Origin of the sequence: Bradyrhizobium sp. RT6a (assembly GCF_040547675.1) — a bacterium.
Classification (GTDB): domain Bacteria; phylum Pseudomonadota; class Alphaproteobacteria; order Rhizobiales; family Xanthobacteraceae; genus Bradyrhizobium.
The window spans coordinates 1318365-1335913 of record NZ_JBEPQC010000001.1; the positions used below are offsets into that span (position 1 = coordinate 1318365).

Here is a 17549-nt window from a genome sequence, read left to right on the forward strand (position 1 = left end):
CGCATATTTGATTTTTGGCGCGGTCTTGTCCATGGTGATCGGAGCATAGCAAGCAATCTTGCGCGCAGCGGCTGATGCGCGCATGCCAAAAAAACAGGAAACGCGCCATGAACCTTTTCGACCTTTCAGGACGGGTCGCCGTAATCACCGGCGGCAATGGCGGGATCGGACTCGGCATCGCGCAGGCGCTCGCCGGCCAGGGCTGCAACGTCTCGATCTGGGGTCGCAATCCTGACAAGAACAGCAGCGCTGCCGCGAGCCTGGCGCGTCTACCGGGCAAGGTCGATACGCGGGTCTGCGACGTCACCGACCCGGCGTCGGTCAATGCCGCGATGAAGGCCACGCTCGACATATTTGGCCGGGTCGACGGCTGCTTCGCCAATGCCGGCATCGGCGGCGGCGGCCGGCGTTCCTTCATCGAACGCACCGAGGAGGAATGGCGCACGATGTTTGCGACCAATCTCGACGGCGTGTTCCACGCGTTCCAGGCGGCCGCAAAACACATGACCCAGCGCGCCGAGGCTGGCGATCCCTTCGGCCGGCTGGTGGCGACTTCGAGCCTCGCCTCGATCTTCGGCACCGCCCGCAACGAGCACTACGCGGCGACCAAGGCTGCGATCAATGCCCTGGTGCGTGCGCTGGGCGTCGAGCTGGCGCGCCACGGCGTCACCGCGAATGCGATCCTGCCCGGCTGGATCAAGAGCGACATGACTTCGGGCCTGATGGCCAACGAGAAGTTCGTGGCCAACGTGATGCCGCGCATTCCGGTGCGGCGCTTCGGCGAGGCCAGCGATTTCGGCGGCATCGCGGTGTATCTGATGAGCAAGGCCTCGTCGTATCACACCGCGGATACGTTCGTGATTGACGGCGGCTATACGGCGTATTGATTCTTGTAGCCCGGATGGAGCGCAGCGCAATCCGGGACCGCCAAAGCAAACAAGACCCGGATTACGCTGCGCTCCATCCGGGCTACAAATCATAATGAGGGGAACGGCAGAATGTTTTCACACGTGATGATCGGCACCAACGACCTCGATAAGGCCAAGGCGTTCTACGACAGCCTGCTCGGAACGCTCGAGGTGCGGCCGGCGCGCGTCGACGGCCATCGCATCTTCTACATCACCAAGACCGGCGTGTTCTCGGTGACGAAGCCGATCAACGGCGAGGCAGCGACGTGCGCGAATGGCGGCACCATCGGCTTTGCCGCCAACTCGCCGGAGCAGGTCAATGCATGGCATACGGCCGGCGTCGCCGCCGGCGGCGTTCCCTGCGAAGATCCTCCCGGCATCCGCCAGGGCCCGGGCGTCAACCTCTATATTGCGTATTTGCGTGACCTCGACGGCAACAAGATCTGCGCGATGCATCGGATGGCGAGCTAGATCGGCATATTCAGTGTCGTCCCGGCGAACGCCGGGACCCATAACCACGGGGAGTGGTTGTAGCGCAAACTCGTAACTCCGAGTCTTCGTCAAACTCCTCCCTGTGGTTATGGGTCCCGGATCTGCGCTGCGCTTGTCCGGGACGACGCTGGAGAGTGTTCGCCCCCATTCAAACAACATTTCAAACGCTCGCGATATTCCATCGCGTGGCATGGCTCGCGTTGGAAAAATGCGCGCTCGCACTTTGGTGACGCTACGACTATTCTCCGGCTCAACGCGATCTCAGCGTCCCCGGGAGGAACAATGACAAAACACACTTATATTCCCCGCACCACCAACTACACCCTCAATCCCGGCGACGAGCTCAACGACCTCAGGATGTCGGACCAGGTCCGGCCGCTCTATGATCACGTCAGGAAGTTCATCCGCGACACCGTCGAGCCGATGTCGATCGAATTCGCCAAAGCCGGCGAAGGCAAGGAAGACCGCTGGAGCTTCACGCCGAAGCAGCTCGAGGTGCTGGAGAAGGCCAAAAACAAGGCCAAGCAGGAGGGACTCTGGAACTTCTTCCTGCCCGACGACGAAACCGGCCAGGGCCTGAAGAACCTCGACTACGCCTATATCGCATCAGAGCTCGGCAAGAGCCCGCTGGCCTCCGAGAGCATGAACTGCTCGGCGCCGGATACCGGCAACATGGAGGTGCTGGAGCGCGTCGGCACCAAGGAGCAGAAAGAGAAGTGGCTGAAGCCGCTGATGAACGGCGAGATCCGGTCGGCCTATGTCATGACCGAGCCGAACGTCGCCTCCTCCGATGCCAAGAACATCTCGACCACCGCCAAGCTCGTCGGCGACGAATGGGTCATCAACGGCGAGAAGTATTACATCTCCGGCGTCGGCGATCCCCGCTGCAAGATCCTCATCGTGATGGTGAAGACCAATCCAGATGCGGCGCCGAGCAAGCAGCAGTCGCAGATCCTGGTGCCGCGCGACACCCCCGGCGTCGAGGTGCTCGGCCCCATGTACGTGTTCGGCCAGGACCACGCGCCGCGCGGCCACATGCACATGCGCTTCAACAACGTGCGCGTGCCCAAGGAGAACATTCTGCTCGGCGAAGGCCGCGGCTTCGAGATCTCGCAGCTTCGGCTAGGCCCGGGCCGCATCCATCACTGCATGCGCACCATCGGCAAGGCCGAGAAGGCGCTCGATTTGATGGTGCAGCGTGGCCTCACCCGCGAAGCCTTCGGCAAGAAGATCGCCCATCTCGGCGGCAACATGCAGATCATCGCGCAGGCGCGCTGCGAAATCGAGGCGATGCGGCTGATGGTGCTGAAGGCCGCCAAGGCCATGGACGTGCTCGGCAACAAGGAGGCCCGCGTCTGGGTCTCCATGGTCAAGGCCATGGTGCCGGAGCGCGCCTGCAAGATCATCGACCAGTCGATCCAGATGCACGGCGCCACCGGCATCTCGCACTGGACCCCGCTCGCCGAAATGTACCAGGACGTCCGCCATCTGCGCTTCGCGGACGGTCCGGACGAGGTGCACTGGATGGTGGTGGGACGCCATGAGCTAAGCATGGCTTGAGGTCTCGCCAAGCGCGGCCCTGCCGTAGGGTGGGTTAGCGAAGCGTAACCCACCACTGTTCGTCTCCGGGGAAGCGAAAGAGGTGGGTTACGCTAGCGCTAACCCACCCTACAATACTGCGATGTTCAACACCGCGCTACGACGCGGCCACCTCGCCGACCTTGTCCTGCGTCTTGGTCTCGAAATCGCTCGCGTCATGCCGCTCGTGGAGCTGGCTGGCGGGATCGCCGGAGACGCGGTTGACCATGCGGCCGCGCTTGACGGCCGGGCGCTTGGCAATCTGGTCGGTCCAGCGCTGCACGTGCTTGTAGTCCTGCACGGACAGGAATTCGCCGGCGCCATAGACCAGCCCCTTGGCGAGCGCGCCGTACCAGGGCCACACTGCCATATCGGCGATGGTGTATTCGCTGCCGGCGAGATATTCGTTGTCGGCGAGCCGGCGGTCGAGCACGTCGAGCTGGCGCTTGGTCTCCATCGCAAAACGGTCGATGGCATATTCGATCTTGGTCGGCGCGTAGGCGTAGAAATGGCCGAAGCCACCGCCGAGATAGGGCGCGCTGCCCATCTGCCAGAACAGCCACGACATCGCTTCAGTGCGGCTCTTGATATCCTTCGGCAGGAAGGCGCCGAATTTTTCCGCAAGATAAAGCAGGATCGAGCCGGACTCGAACACCCGGATCGGCTCCGGGCCGGAGCGGTCCATCAGCGCCGGGATCTTGGAATTCGGATTGATGTCGACAAAGCCGCTGCCGAACTGGTCGCCATTGCCGATCTTGATCAGCCAGGCGTCGTATTCCGCGCCCTTGTGGCCGAGCGCCAGAAGCTCCTCCAGCATCACGGTGACCTTGACGCCGTTCGGCGTCGCCAGCGAATAGAGCTGGAAGGGATGCTTGCCGACCGGCAGCTCCTTGTCGTGGGTGGGACCGGCGATCGGACGGTTGATGCTGGCAAACTGTCCGCCGTTCTCCTTGTTCCAGGTCCAGACCTTGGGCGGCACGTAGGCGGGGGTGTCGGTCATGAGATGGCTCCGGCGAAAAAGATGCGCCTGCATTAATTAGCCCACGGACGGCCGATGGCAAGCCCCGCCGGCCCTGCGTCCCGCGCGGGCCTCGAGGCCGCGTCATGCATCCGACCTTGTCGAGGACGGCCAGCACCAGAGCCGCATCTGTCGAGCCGGGCGTAGGGCTTCGCGCAACACGGCGTGTGCACGCAAGATGCGCCGCCAAATCCAGATTGGCATTGCGCAAGACGATGGTCTAGCGTCGATGAGCCTCCGCTCAAGATTGCGACAACAGCAACGCGAAGGCCCGCCGGAGGAAACGATGAAATCGCCGATCTGCGACATGCTGGGCATCGATTTCCCGCTGCTCGCCTTCAGCCATTGCCGCGATGTCGTCGCCGCCGTCAGCCGCGCCGGCGGGTTCGGCGTGCTCGGTGCGACCGTGCACACGCCTGATACCCTCGAACGCGAGCTGAGATGGATCGACGAGCACGTTGACGGCAAGCCTTACGGCATCGACGTTCTGATCCCGGAAAACATCTCGACAGCGGGCGAGAAGGACGTCACCTGGAAAAGCCTTGAAGCGCGCGTGCCACAGGAGCACCGCAACTACACGCGTGATCTCCTGAAGAAATACGATATCGAACTCACGACCACCGAGGTCGCCGACAACCAGCCGCAGCCGTTCGATGGCAGGACCGCGCTGGAGCTGCTGGAGGTCTCGTTCAACCACCCGATCCGCCTGATCGCCAATGCCCTCGGCGTGCCGCCGAAGGCCATGATCGAGATGGGCAGGAAGCACGGCGTGCCGGTTGCAGCTCTCGTCGGTGCCAAGGAACATGCGCTGCGCCAGGTCGCGGCGGGAGTCGACATTCTCGTGGTGCAGGGCACCGAAGCCGGCGGCCATTGCGGCGAGGTCTCGACCATGGTGCTGGTGCCGGAGGTGATCAAGGCGCTCAAGAAGGTCCGCGACGTGCCGGTGCTCGCCGCCGGCGGCATCATGACGGGACGGCAAATGGCAGCCTGCATGGCGATGGGTGCTGCGGGCGCCTGGACCGGCTCGGTGTGGCTTGCCACCGTCGAATCCGAGACCACGGAAATCTTTCGCGAGAAGATGATCGCGGCATCGTCGCGCGATGCGGTGCGCTCGAAGGGCCGCACCGGAAAGCCGGCACGGCAGCTTCGCTCGGTCTGGACCGACGCCTGGGACCGCGCACCCGAGAGCCCCGGCGCATTGCCGATGCCGCTGCAAAGCATCGTCAGCCGCGACGCCTTCAACTCGATCGACCGCGCAGCGGCGGGCGGCAACGCGAAGGCGCGCGATCTCGTGAGTTACTTCGTCGGCCAGGGCGTCGGGCTGATCGACAGCGTGAAATCGGCCGGCGCCGTGGTGCAGGAGTTCAAGGAAGAGTTCGCCGAAGCCGTCGAGCACATGAATGCGCTGGTGGCGGAGTGATTGCCACACCCCGTCATTGCGAGCGCAGCGAAGCAATCCAGACTACCATCGCGGAAAGACCCTGGATTGCTTCGCAGCGCTCGCAATGACGGAACAACTGACATCGTGAATTGAAGCATGACAGATAAGAAGCATATCCCCGAAGACCGCATCCCCGTCATTGTCGGCGTCGGCGAGATCGTCGACCGCCCCAAGGAGATCACCAAGGGTATCGAGCCGCTCGACCTGCTCGAACAGGCGCTGCGGCGCGCGGAAGCTGATGCCGGCGCGATGCTGCTCGGCGAGGTGCAATCGCTCGACGTCGTCAACTTCCTGAGCTGGCGCTATCGCGATCCGGAGAAGCTACTGGCGCAGCGGCTCGGCATCGCGCCTTCGCATTGCTATTACGGCCCGGTCGGCGGCGAGAGCCCGATCCGCTACATCCACGAAGCCGCAAAGCGCATCGCGCGCGGTGAATGCAGTGTTGCCGCAGTTTGCGGCGCGGAGGCACAGTCGACGGCGACCAAGGCGGAGCGTGCCGGCGCAAAGCTGCCATGGACGCCGTTCGCGCATGATGTCGAGGAGCCGAAGCGCGGCGCGGCATTCCAGAAGCCGCTGGCCGTGAAGCTCGGCGTGTTCCGGCCCGTGACCGTCTATCCGTTCTACGAAGCGGCATCGTCCGCCCATTGGGGCCAGACGCCGCGCGAGGCGATGGCTGAGTCGGGGACGCTATGGTCGCGCTATTCGGAAGCCGCTGCGCAAAATCCAAATGCCTGGTTGAAGCGACGCTATGCGCCGGACGAGATCACGACGCCGACCGCCGACAACCGGCTGATTGCCTGGCCCTACAACAAGCTCATGGTCGCCAACCCCAGCGTCAACATGGGCGGTGCGCTACTGCTCACCAGCCTCGCCAAGGCGCGTGCGGCCGGCATTGCCGAGGACAAGCTCGTCTACCCGCTCGGCGGCGCCTCGGCGGAAGAGCCGCGCGACTATCTCCTGCGCGACCAGTTTTATGAAAGCCATCCGCAGAACGCAGTCTTGAAGGCCGTGATGGATTTCGCCGGCGGCGACGGCAAGAAGTTCGACGCGATCGAGCTCTATAGCTGCTTCCCGTGCGTGCCCAAGATGGCGCGGCGGACCCTGGGGCTGGATGGGGACGTGCAGCCGACCGTGACCGGCGGCCTCACCTTCTTCGGCGCGCCGCTCAACACCTACATGACCCATGCGGCCTGCGCGATGGTGCGGCGTGTTCGCGACGGCGCAAAGCTCGGCCTGCTCTACGGCCAGGGCGGCTTCGTCACCAAGCATCATGCGCTGGTGGTGTCGAAGGCCCCGCCGCGTGAAGCATTGGCACAGGAGACGAACGTGCAGGCGGCGGCGGACAGCAACAAGCGCGCGGTGCCGGAGTTCGTCACGGATGTCTCAGGCAAGGGCAAGGTGGAGAGCTTTACGGTGCTCTACGGCCGTGGTGGCGATGTCGAGCACGGCGTGGTGATGTTGCGGACGGAAAACGACAGACGCACGCTGGCGCGGATTCCGGCGGGCGATACCGCGACGCTGGCGCATCTGCTCGACATGAACAGGACGCCGGTGGGTTCGCTTGGAGAGATCACGATGTCCGCGGATGGCGTACCGGAGTGGCGGGTGGTGTAGGCCTCGTAGGGTGGGTTAGCCGAAGGCGTAACCCACCTCTTTTGCTTGCTCGGAGACGAACAGTGGTGGGTTACGCTTCGCTAACCCACCCTACAGGACCGCCCTACCCCTTCGGCGCCTGCTTCTCCGACGCCGTCGCCGGCTTGCCCTTGGCGCCGGCGCCGGTCACGCGGACCTGGTCGCCGTCGGAGAGGCCGTCCGGTGGTGCGGTGATGACGCGGTCGTCGGGCGCGATACCCGAGGCGAGCTCGATCTCCTTGCCAAGATCGCGCGCGATGGTCACCGGCTTGAACAGCACCTTGTCGTCCGCACCGACGGTCGCAACGCGCAGGCCGCTGCCGTTGAAGATCAGCGCGCTGGCGGGAATGCTGAGCGGCGCGGTGTCGCGCTGCAGGCTGAGCTTCACGCTGGCGTAGCCGCCGGGCATCAGCTCACCTGCGGAATTGTCGAGACCAAGTTGCATGCGCGTCGTGCCGGAGGCGACATCAACCGCCTGCGAGGAAGCCTCCACCGTCGCCTGGAAAGTCCGGTTCGGATACTCCGGCAGCACGATGGCGGCCTTGGCGCCGATCTTGATCGCGGGCACGTAGTTCTGGGGAACGTTGATGTAGACGCGCAGCTTGGTGATGTCGGAGACCACGAACATCGCCGGGCCCGAGCCCCCGCCCGAATTGATCAGCGCACCGACGTCGGTGTCGCGCGCCGTGACCACACCGTCGAACGGAGCGGTGATCTTCTTGTAACCGGCCAGCGCTTCAAGGCGCTCGACATTGGCCTGGCCCGAGCGAACCGCCGCGTTCTTGTTGGAGAGATCGGCGGTACGCTCGTCGATCTCCTGCGCGGAGACGAAGTTGGAGGCAACCAGCGTCTTGCGGCGGTTGAGGGTGGCTTCCGACAGCCTGGCACTGGACTGCTGGCTAGCGAGGTCGGCGCGGGCCTGAAGCAGTTGCTGGTCGAGGTCGGGCGCCTCGATCTCGGCGATCACCTGACCGGCCTTCACCCGTGCACCGATGTCGGCGCTCCAGCTTTTGAGATAGCCGGGAACGCGGGCAAAGATCGGCGCGCGATAATAGGCTTCGAGGCGGCCCGGTAAATCGATGGTGGAATTGAGGGCCTTGGCGTTGGGCAGCGTCACCGCGACGCTGGGAACAGCCTGGTCATCGGTCCATGCCTTCAGTCTGGAGCCCTGCTCCTCGCGGGCGCGGATGCCGGTGCCCACGACCAAGCCTGCCGCGATCAGCGCCACCACGCCGAAAATGCCCAGTTTCCGGTGCGACACCGGGGAGCGGGGTTCAGTGGGCGACATGCGGAGACTCCGATGAGGCGGCGGCTTTGGCGCCTTGCTTCTTGTGGACCATGCTGAACACCACGGGAACAAACATCAACGTGGCGAAAGTTGCAAAGATCAGGCCGCCGATCACGGCGCGGCCGAGCGGCGCATTCTGCTCGCCGCCCTCGCCGAGTCCGAGGGCCATGGGCGCCATGCCGATGATCATGGCGAGCGCGGTCATCAGCACCGGGCGGAACCGGACGAAGCCGGCTTCCAGCGCCGCGGCGATGGGATCGCCGAGCTCTTCGTAGCGCTCGCGGGCGAACGAGATCACGAGCACGCTGTTGGCGGTGGCAACGCCCATGCACATGATGGCGCCGGTCAGCGCCGGCACCGACAGCGTCGTCTCGGTGGCGAACAGCATCCAGACGATGCCGGCGAGTGCTGCGGGCAGCGCCGTGATGATCACGAAGGGATCGGACCAGGACTGGAAGTTCACGACGATCAGGAAATAGATCAGGACGACCGCCCCGAGCAGGCCGAACAACAGGCCGGTGAAGGCGCTGTTCATGGTCTGCACCTGGCCGAGCAGCACCACGGAAGATCCTTTCGGCACCTCCTTGGCGGTGTCGGCGATCACCTGGCGGATGTCGGTCGCGACCGCACCGAGATCGCGGCCCGAGGTCGTGGCGAAGATCTGCACCATCGACTGGATGTCGTATTGCGAGACCACCGCGCTCGAGGTCGAGCGCCTGATGTCCGCGATGCCGCCGAGGATCGGCGACTGCGAATTGCCGGCGGCCGTGATCGGCAGCGTCTGAAGCGCGCTGAGCGAATCCATCTGGTATTGCGGCGTCTGCATCACGATCGAATAGGACACGCCGTTATCCGGATTGAGATAGTAGGTCGGCGCCACCTGCGATGAGCCGGCCAGGTTGACCACGAGACTGTTGGTGACGTCGCGCTCGGTCAGGCCGACATATTGCGCGCGGGTGCGGTCGACATCGATGTTGAAGGTCGGATTGTTCGGCGACTGCTGGATGCGCGCATCCGCGACGCCGGGAATCCTGCGGACCTTGGCCAGCAGATTATTGGCATACACGAAGTTGGCGCTGAGATTGGCGCCGCGGATCTGCAGGTCGATCGGCGCCGGCGCGCCGAAGTTCAGGATCTGGCTGACGATGTCGGCCGGCAGGAAGGCGAAGCTGACGCCGGGGAACAAGCGCGGCAGTTGCTCACGCAGCACGCGCACATGCTCATCGGTCGGCTTGTGGCCTTCCTTCAGCTTGATCTGGATGTCACCATCCTGCGGGCCGATCACGCCGGTGTTGTTGTAGGTCATGTTGATGCCGGAGATCGGCATGCCGATGTTGTCGGTCAGCGTTTCGATCTCGCCCGGAATCAGCTTGCGGATCGCCTTCTGCACGTCGGCGAGCTGGTTCGCGGTCTCCTCCACGCGGGTGCCGACCTGGGTGCGGACGTGCATCAGGATGTTGCCGGCATCGACCGCGGGGAAGAAGTTGCGGCCGAGGAACGGCACCAGCGCGAAGGATGCGCCGACCACGCAGAGAAAGCCGATCACGAACACGGGACGGTTCGCGAGCGCGACCCCGAGGAAATTGTGGTAGCCGCCGCGAATGCGCTCGAAGCGAGCCTCGAAGCCGCGCTGGAACCACACCAGGGGATTGCGCGACTTCGGCGGGCCGTCCTCGTGGTGGACATGTGCCTGCAACAAATAGTTCGCCATGGTCGGCACCAGGGTGCGCGACAGCAGGAACGACCAGATCATCGCGAACATCACCGCTTCCGCCATCGGCACGAACAGGAAGCGCGCCACGCCCGTGAGGAAGAACATCGGCACGAACACGATGCAGATGCAGAGCAGCGAAACAAAAGCCGGCGTCACGATCTGGTTGGCGCCGTCGAGGATCGACTGCTCGACCGGCTTGCCCTGCTCCAGATGGTAGTTGATGTTCTCGATCGTCACGGTGGCGTCGTCGACGAGAATGCCGACCGCGAGCGCCAGCCCGCCGAGCGTCATGATGTTGAGCGTCTCGCCGATCGCCGACAGCATGATGATGGCGCCGAGCACGGAGAGCGGGATCGAGACCGCGATGATGACGGTCGAGCGCCAGCTGCCGAGGAACAGCAGGATCATGATGCTGGTGAGCAGCGCCGCGATCACGCCTTCGAACGCGACGCCTTCGATGGCGCCGCGGACAAACACCGACTGGTCACCGATGAAGCCGATCTTGAGCGCGTCCGGTAGCTGGTCCTTGACGTCGATCACCTTCTGCTTGATGCCCGCGATGATGTCGAGCGTCGAGGTCGCGCCCGCCTTCAGCACCATCATCAGCACCGAGCGGTTGCCGTCGACATGGACGATGTTGGTCTGCGGCGGGTTGCCGTCCCTGACGGTCGCGACGTCGCGCACATAGACCATCGCGCCGTTGACGGTCTTGATCGGGAGATTGCCGAGCTCCTCGAGCTTCAGCGGCGAGTTGTTGAGCTGAATGATATATTCGAACTGCCCGATCTTCTGGGTGCCGACCGGCGTGATCAGGTTCTGGGCGGCGAGCGCGTTGGCGACGTCCTGGCCGGACAGGCCCCGGGCCTGGAGCGCGGTGGGGTCGAGGTCGATCTGGACCTGGCGCTGCTTGCCGCCGAACGGATAGGGGATAGCTGCGCCGGGCACGGTGACCAGCGGCGTACGGAGCTGGTTAATGCCGATATCGGCGAGGTTCTGCTCGGTCAGCCCGTCGCCCGACAGCGCCACCTGGACGATCGGCACGGTGGAGGCGGAGTAGTTCAGGATCAGGGGCGGCGTCGCGCCCGGCGGCATCTGCTTGATCAGCGTCTGCGAGATCGCGGTGACCTGCGCATTGGCGGTGCGGATGTCGACGTTCGGCTGGAAGAAGATCTTGATGATGCCAAAGCCGTTATAGGAATTGGCAGTGATGTGCTCGATGTCGTTGACCGTCGTGGTCAGCGCGCGCTGGAACGGCGTGGTGATGCGACCCGACATCTGGTCGGGCGGCAGGCCGGTGTATTGCCAGACCACGCCGATCACGGGGATGCGGATGTCCGGGAAGATGTCGGTCGGCGTCCGCAGCGCCGCCAGCGGTCCAATGATCAGAAGCAGGAGCGCGAGCACGACGAACGTATAGGGCCGGCTCAGGGCAATACGGACCAGAGCAATCATTCGTTGGGCAATTCCAGATCAGGGACAGGAAACACCGCCCCCGCAGGTTCCTCGGCTGATTTACCTGAAGACCGCCCAAATGGCCAACGACGCCGCGTCACGTGCGGTAACTTCCCTGCTATCGCACTGCGAAATCGCATTCCAGATATGCAGCTCATGCCCGAAACATGACAGAAGCCGCTGTCCCCCGCGTAAAAAAAGCGGCGCCCGAGGACGCCGCTTTCAGGGATTTCGTGCCCGCCGGCCTAAGCCGCGCGGACGTTGGTCAGGAACTTGCTGACCTCGGTCTTGAGCCGGCCGGAGTCGTTGGACAGCATCTGTGCCGCCGACAGAACCTGCGAGGAAGCCGTGCCGGTCTCGGTTGCGCCGCGCTGCACGTCGGTGATGTTGGATGAGACCTGCTGGGTGCCCTGCGCCGCCTGCTGGACGTTGCGGGCGATCTCCTGGGTCGCCGCGCCCTGCTCTTCCACTGCCGCCGCGATCGCCGACGAGATCTCCGACAGACGCTCGATGGTCGACGATATCTCCTTGATGGCGCCGACCGAATCGTTGGTCGCCGCCTGGATGCCGGAGATCTGCTGGCCGATCTCACCGGTAGCCTTCGCGGTCTGCTCGGCGAGCGCCTTCACCTCGGAGGCCACCACCGCAAAGCCGCGGCCGGCTTCGCCAGCACGTGCGGCTTCGATGGTCGCGTTCAGCGCCAACAGGTTGGTCTGGCCGGCGATGGTGTTGATGAGCTCGACGACGTCGCCGATGCGCGAGGCCGCCTTCGAGAGCTCGCTGACGCGTTCGGTGGTGGAGCGCGCCTGGCCGACGGCATCGCCCGCCATCCGCGCCGATTCCTGCACCTGGCGGCTGATCTCGCTCACCGATGAAGCCATCTCCTCGGTCGCCGAGGCCACCGACTGCACGTTGGTCGAGGCTTCCTCCGACGCTCCGGCAACCGTGGTCGCCAGCCGCTGCGAGCGGTCGGCAGTCGAGGTCAGCGTCGAGGCGGAAGCCTCTAACTGGGTCGAGGCCGACGACACGGTCTGGACGATCTCGCCGATCATGGTTTCGAATTCGCGGGTGATGTTGTCGACGCGACGACCGCGCTCGATCTTGACTTCCGCGTCGGCGGCGGCAGCCTCGTCGGCGGCCTTCTTGGCGATCAGCGCTTCCTTGAAGATCTGGAGCACGTCGGCCATGGCGCCGATTTCGGTCTTCTCGCCGCGATGAGGGACTTCGGCGGAAAGGTCGCCCTTGCCCAGCGCCTGCATCGGCTCGGTAATCGAGTTGATGCCGTTCGAGACGTCCTGGACGAGGTAGAAGCCAACGCCAATCCCGATGATGACGGCCGCGCCGAGAATGATCGAGACCAGCATGAAGGCATAATTGTAGCTATCTGCAGCGTCCTGAGCAGCCTGGTCTCCACCCTTGGTGTTCAGCTCGATGTCCTTCCTCAGGACCTCGTCGGCCTGAAGCCCGATCTTGTTGACCGTCTTCGTGTTCAGCTCATGCGCTTCGTGCGGGACCTTGCCGGCGTCCTTGCGCGACAGCGCCATGACCTCCTGGGTGCCCTTCTTGTACTCCTCCCAGAGCTTCGACCATTCTCCGTAGAGCGCCCGCTCTTCAGGCGAGGTGATCATGCCTTCATAAGTTTTGCGAAACTTCATGTTGGCCTCGATCACGGTCGCGAGCGTCTTTTCCATCGCGAGCTTCTCGTCCAGCGTTTCCGATAGCATATGTTCTCGGATGACGTTGCGGTAAGTGATCACGCCGGCACGCAGGTCGCCGAGCACGCGCACGCTGGGCATCCAGCTCGTGGTGATGTCGACGGTGTTGGCATTCATCGACCGCATCTTCATGACGGCGAGCAGACCCATGCCGGCCATCGCGACCAGCAGGAACGCCACGACACTGATGATCTTGGCGCGAATGGAAATGGTGGCGAGCATATGGAGTCTCTTGTGCTGGCGCGGCGGCGCGTCCGGAAATTTTACGAATCAACCTAAGGGAGCAGCACCGACATCCAACACGAGAGCACCTGAGCAGATGTTAACGACGACTCCGTACGAGTACGAAGCCCGAAACAAATGAACAGGGCGCTAAAAATGCCCTGCGCCTAGCGCATGAGCCCAAGCGCGTCGGAGAAAAACTCCGCGCCGCCGAAGTTTCCGGACTTCAAGGCGAGCAACATGTCGCTTTTTTCAGCACCGACCGCGCGCAGCACCGGAACGCCCGCCGCGATCTCCGCTCCCACGAGAAAGCCGGGAATCCTCAACCGATCGACCACGGCGCCGGATGTCTCTCCGCCGGCAACGACCAGGCGCTTGACGCCGGCTTGCACCAGACCCTCGGCGATGTCGGCCATCGCCTGCTCGATGGCATGGCCGGCCGCGTCGCGACCATGGCGCGCCTGGAGCGCGGCGACCTGATCGGGCGTCGAGCTCGATGCGATCAGAACCGGACCGTCCGCCAGTCGCGGCTTCGCCCAGGCCAGCGCGCGCTGCGCCTCGTCCTCGCCCGTAGTTATACGGTCCGGATCGAGATGCAGCACCGGCATGACACGCTCCGCATTGGCAATCTGCTGAAGCGTCGCCTGCGAGCAGCTTCCGGCAAGGCACGCCGCCGGTCCTCCGACCGCTGCCCCCGCCTCGCTGCTCGCCGCGGTCGATGTGACCTTGCCTGTCGACACCAGCGCCCGCGCCAGCCCAAGACCCATGCCGGAAGCGCCGACCGACAGCCGATGCTGGACAGCGACGAGGCCGATGGTCTCAAGGTCCCGATCGAACACGGCGTCGATGATCGCCGCGCCGACACCCTTGCCCGCCAATTCGGCCAGCCGCGCCCGCACGGCATCCGCGCCGCGCGTGACCGTGGCGAGGTCGACGAGGGCGATTTGCGTCCTGCTCTGGCGCGCCAGCACGCGCACCAAGTTGGAATCGTGCATCGGGTTGAGCGGATGGTCCTTTAGCGGGCTCTCGTTCAGCGGCACGGCGCCGACGAACAGATTGCCCTGGTAGACGGTGCGGCCGGTCTCCGGAAAGGCCGGCGTCACCAGCACGGTCGCCTCGCCGCAATCGGCGCGCAGCGCGTCCATCACCGGGCCGATGTTGCCGGCATCGGTGGAATCGAAGGTCGAGCAGATCTTGAAGAGTACGTGGCTCGCACCGCGGACGCGCAGCCATGTCTCGGCCGCGCGCGAGCGCGACACGGCGAGGCCGGCCTCGATCGAACGGCTCTTCAGCGACACCACGACGGCGTCGACCTCGGGCAGCGCAAGATCGTCCGCGGGCACGCCGATGGTCTGCACGGTGCGCAGGCCCGCGCGCGTCAGCGTGTTGGCGAGGTCGGAGGCGCCGGTGTAGTCGTCGGCAATGCAGCCAAGAGATATTTTCGCTGCAAATGTCACGGCTTCGCTCCCGCATAAGGCCTGAACCAGGCAAGGCCGTCGGTGGTCTTGCCGCGCGGATTATATTCGCAGCCGACGAAGCCGGCATAGCCGAGCCGGTCGAGTTCGTCGAACAGGAACGGATAGTTCAGCTCCTCGCCGTCAGGCTCGTTGCGCGAGGGGATGCTGGCGATCTGGATGTGGCCGATGAGCGGCATCATCTCGCGCAGCCGCATCGTGACGTCGCCATGGATGATCTGGCAGTGATAGATGTCGAACTGGAGCTTGAGGTTCGGAAGCCGCAGCTCCTGGATCAGGTCGCGCGCGAATCCGAAATCGTTGAGGAAATAGCCGGGCACGTTGCGCGCATTGATCGGCTCGAGCACGATGTCGATGCCGTGCGGCGCAAAGAACTCGGCGGCCCACGCCACCGATTTGTAGAACGCCTCGATGGCGACGCGCTCGCCGCGGTTGGCGATGCCCGCCATCAAATGCAGCCGCTTGACGCCGGTCGCTTTGGCGTAGGGCAGCGCGGTCTCCAGGCTCGCCTTCAGCTCGGGGAATCGCGACGGGAGTGCCGCAAAGCCTTTCTCGCCGGCATTCCAGTCGCCCGGCGGCAGATTGAACAGCGCCTGGGTCAAGGCGTTGCGCTTGAGCCGCTCGCCGACCGCCTCGGCCGGATGCTCATAGGGAAAGAGAAACTCGACGGCGGTGAAGCCGGCCGCCGCTGCGGCGTCGAAGCGGTGGAGGAACGGCACCTCGGTGAACATCATCGAGAGATTGGCGGCAAAACGGGGCATGGGAATCCTCTTGTCTACTTGTCGCCGGGAAGCTTGACGCCGGTGACCTGCGCATACATTCGCGCCACCGAGGCGTCGTCGTCGCGGCCCATACCGGCGGCTGACGTCATCAAGAACATCTGGAGCGCTGCGGCGGAGACCGGGACCGGGAATCTGGCACTGCGCGCCATGTCCTGGATGATACCGAGGTCCTTGACGAAGATCTCGACCGCACTGCGCGGCGTGTAATCGCCGTCGAGCACGTGCGGCATGCGGTTCTCGAACATCCAGGAGTTTCCGGCGGACGCCGTGATCACCTCATAGACCTTGCGGATGTCGAGACCCTGCTTGGCCGCAAACGCGATCGCCTCGCTGGCCGCGGCGATATGCACGCCGGCGAGCAACTGATTGATCATCTTGAAGGCGGCGCCCTGGCCTGCGGCATCGCCGAGCTCGTAGAGCTTTGCGGCCATGGCATCGAGCGCGGGCCGCGCTTTCTCAAACGCAGCCGGACTGCCGGAGGCGAGGATCGTCAGCTCGCCTTGCGCTGCGCGCTGCGCCCCGCCGGAGATCGGCGCATCCAGATAGTGCCGGCCGGTCGCCTCCAACTGCTTGGCGAGACGCCGCGCCACGTCGGGATCCATGGTCGCCGACGACAGGAAGACGCTGTCCTTGGCCATGGTTTCGGCGACGCCATCCTTGCCGAACAGGATCGTCTCGGTCTGCGCGGCATTGACGACGACGCTGACGACGATGTCGGCGCCCTTGGCAGCTTCAGCCGGCGTCTTGGCGCCCGCGCCGCCCTCCGTCACGAAGCGCGCGACCGCATCAGCCGAGACGTCGCAGCCGGTGACGACATGACCGGCGCGCTTCAGCGAGGTCGCCATGCCAAACCCCATCGAGCCGAGCCCGATGACGGCGACGCGCTGATTCTGTGACGTGGAGGCGGACATACAACTGATCCTTGCGACGTTTCCCGGACGGCCGCCCTTTGCGGCAGCTTGGCAACCGAATAACACGGCTTGGCCGCGCTGCCAAAGCGTGAGACAAACGGACATGACGGCCATGAGCAACGAGACATTGCTGCGTGAGGATATCTGCCGCTTCGGACGTTCCCTGTTCGAGCGCGGGCTGACGCCCGGCTCCTCCGGCAATATCAGCGTCAGGCTGGACGGCGGCGGCTGGCTGGTGACGCCGACCAATGCCTCGCTCGGCTTCCTCGATCCCGCAAAACTGTCGCGGCTGGACGATCAGGGCCGACCGGTTTCGGGCGATGCGCCCACCAAGGAAGTTCCGCTGCACAATGCGCTCTACGCCACGCGCGGAAGCGCAAGGGCGATCGTGCATCTGCATTCCACCCATTCGGTCGCGCTGTCGATGCTCCCGGAGATCGACCCGCGCGCCGCGCTGCCGCCGATGACGGCCTATTATCTGATGAAATGCGGTGCCACCGCGCTCGTGCCTTATTACCGCCCGGGCGATCCCGCGGTCGCCGATGCGATCAGGGGGCTGGCGGGAAAATACTCATCCGTGCTGCTCGCCAATCACGGCCCGGTCGTCGCGGGCGACACGCTGGAAGCAGCGGTGTTCGCGACCGAGGAACTGGAGGAGGCGGCGAAGCTGTACCTGCTGCTGCGCGGGATGAACCCACGGTATTTGTCGCCGGAGCAGGTGACGGATCTGGTGAAGGTGTTCGGGGTATCGCTGCCGGAGCATGGGCACTAACCACACGTACCGCCGTCATCCTGAGGTGCGAGTGGCGCGATGCGAAGCATCGTGCCGGGAGCCTCGAAGGATGGGCTACAGGCGCTTGCGGCTCATCCTTCGAGGCGCGCGAAGGGCGCGCACCTCAGGATGACGGTAGAGATTGCTGC

The 17549-nt window shown here is 64.6% G+C and carries 13 protein-coding genes; 6 read left to right on the top strand and 7 right to left on the bottom strand.

Features of this window, described 5'->3' with window-relative positions:
• Positions 1–107: 107 nt before the first annotated feature.
• The 3 genes from ABIC03_RS06295 to ABIC03_RS06305 all read left to right on the top strand — a co-directional run bounded on the left by ABIC03_RS06295 (position 108) and on the right by ABIC03_RS06305 (position 2960).
• Positions 108–887, top strand: coding sequence for an SDR family NAD(P)-dependent oxidoreductase (locus ABIC03_RS06295; RefSeq protein ID WP_354056411.1), 780 nt, complete (start codon positions 108–110; stop codon positions 885–887).
• A 111-nt stretch (positions 888–998) separates the two neighbouring features.
• Positions 999–1379 (top strand): VOC family protein, encoded by a 381-nt coding sequence (locus tag ABIC03_RS06300; protein WP_354056413.1) that lies wholly within the window; start codon positions 999–1001, stop codon positions 1377–1379.
• 303 nt (positions 1380–1682) lie between these two features.
• On the top strand, positions 1683–2960 hold the full coding sequence (locus tag ABIC03_RS06305) for an acyl-CoA dehydrogenase family protein (protein ID WP_275170548.1): 1278 nt from the start codon (positions 1683–1685) through the stop codon (positions 2958–2960).
• A gap of 136 nt (positions 2961–3096) precedes the next feature.
• Here the strand turns inward: ABIC03_RS06305 and yghU are convergent, their stop codons facing one another.
• Positions 3097–3978, bottom strand: a complete 882-nt coding sequence (yghU, locus tag ABIC03_RS06310) for a glutathione-dependent disulfide-bond oxidoreductase (protein WP_354056415.1) — start codon at positions 3976–3978, stop codon at positions 3097–3099.
• Positions 3979–4282: 304 nt separating this feature from the next.
• Between yghU and ABIC03_RS06315 the strand changes: the two genes are divergently transcribed.
• Complete coding sequence (locus tag ABIC03_RS06315) at positions 4283–5416, top strand: nitronate monooxygenase (RefSeq protein ID WP_354056417.1); 1134 nt, start codon at positions 4283–4285, stop codon at positions 5414–5416.
• Between the two features lie 117 nt (positions 5417–5533).
• Positions 5534–7051, top strand: coding sequence for an acetyl-CoA acetyltransferase (locus tag ABIC03_RS06320; protein ID WP_354056419.1), 1518 nt, complete (start codon positions 5534–5536; stop codon positions 7049–7051).
• A 103-nt stretch (positions 7052–7154) separates the two neighbouring features.
• Here the strand turns inward: ABIC03_RS06320 and ABIC03_RS06325 are convergent, their stop codons facing one another.
• The 6 genes from ABIC03_RS06325 to ltnD form a co-directional block, all read right to left on the bottom strand.
• A complete protein-coding gene (locus ABIC03_RS06325) occupies positions 7155–8357 on the bottom strand; it encodes an efflux RND transporter periplasmic adaptor subunit (protein ID WP_354056421.1) in 1203 nt (400 codons plus the stop codon).
• The gene (locus tag ABIC03_RS06330; RefSeq protein ID WP_354056423.1) at positions 8344–11523 is read right to left on the bottom strand and encodes an efflux RND transporter permease subunit; all 3180 of its coding nucleotides are present in this window, start codon (positions 11521–11523) and stop codon (positions 8344–8346) included. The genes ABIC03_RS06325 and ABIC03_RS06330 overlap by 14 nt, the downstream gene beginning before the upstream one ends.
• A 245-nt stretch (positions 11524–11768) precedes the next feature.
• Positions 11769–13460 (bottom strand): methyl-accepting chemotaxis protein, encoded by a 1692-nt coding sequence (locus tag ABIC03_RS06335; protein ID WP_354056425.1) that lies wholly within the window; start codon positions 13458–13460, stop codon positions 11769–11771.
• Positions 13461–13627: 167 nt separating this feature from the next.
• Entirely contained in the window at positions 13628–14917 is a 1290-nt protein-coding gene (gene otnK / locus ABIC03_RS06340; protein WP_354056427.1) for a 3-oxo-tetronate kinase, read from the bottom strand.
• On the bottom strand, positions 14914–15696 hold the full coding sequence (gene otnI / locus ABIC03_RS06345) for a 2-oxo-tetronate isomerase (RefSeq protein ID WP_354056429.1): 783 nt from the start codon (positions 15694–15696) through the stop codon (positions 14914–14916). The genes otnK and otnI overlap by 4 nt, the downstream gene beginning before the upstream one ends.
• Positions 15697–15710: 14 nt before the next feature.
• Complete coding sequence (gene ltnD, locus ABIC03_RS06350; protein WP_275170540.1) at positions 15711–16628, bottom strand: L-threonate dehydrogenase; 918 nt, start codon at positions 16626–16628, stop codon at positions 15711–15713.
• A 103-nt stretch (positions 16629–16731) separates the two neighbouring features.
• Here ltnD and otnC point away from each other — a divergent pair, with 103 nt between their 5' ends.
• Positions 16732–17400 carry a 3-oxo-tetronate 4-phosphate decarboxylase gene (gene otnC / locus ABIC03_RS06355; protein ID WP_354056431.1) on the top strand — a complete coding sequence of 223 codons (669 nt, stop codon included), beginning with the start codon at positions 16732–16734 and terminating at the stop codon, positions 17398–17400.
• Positions 17401–17549 lie beyond the last annotated feature (149 nt).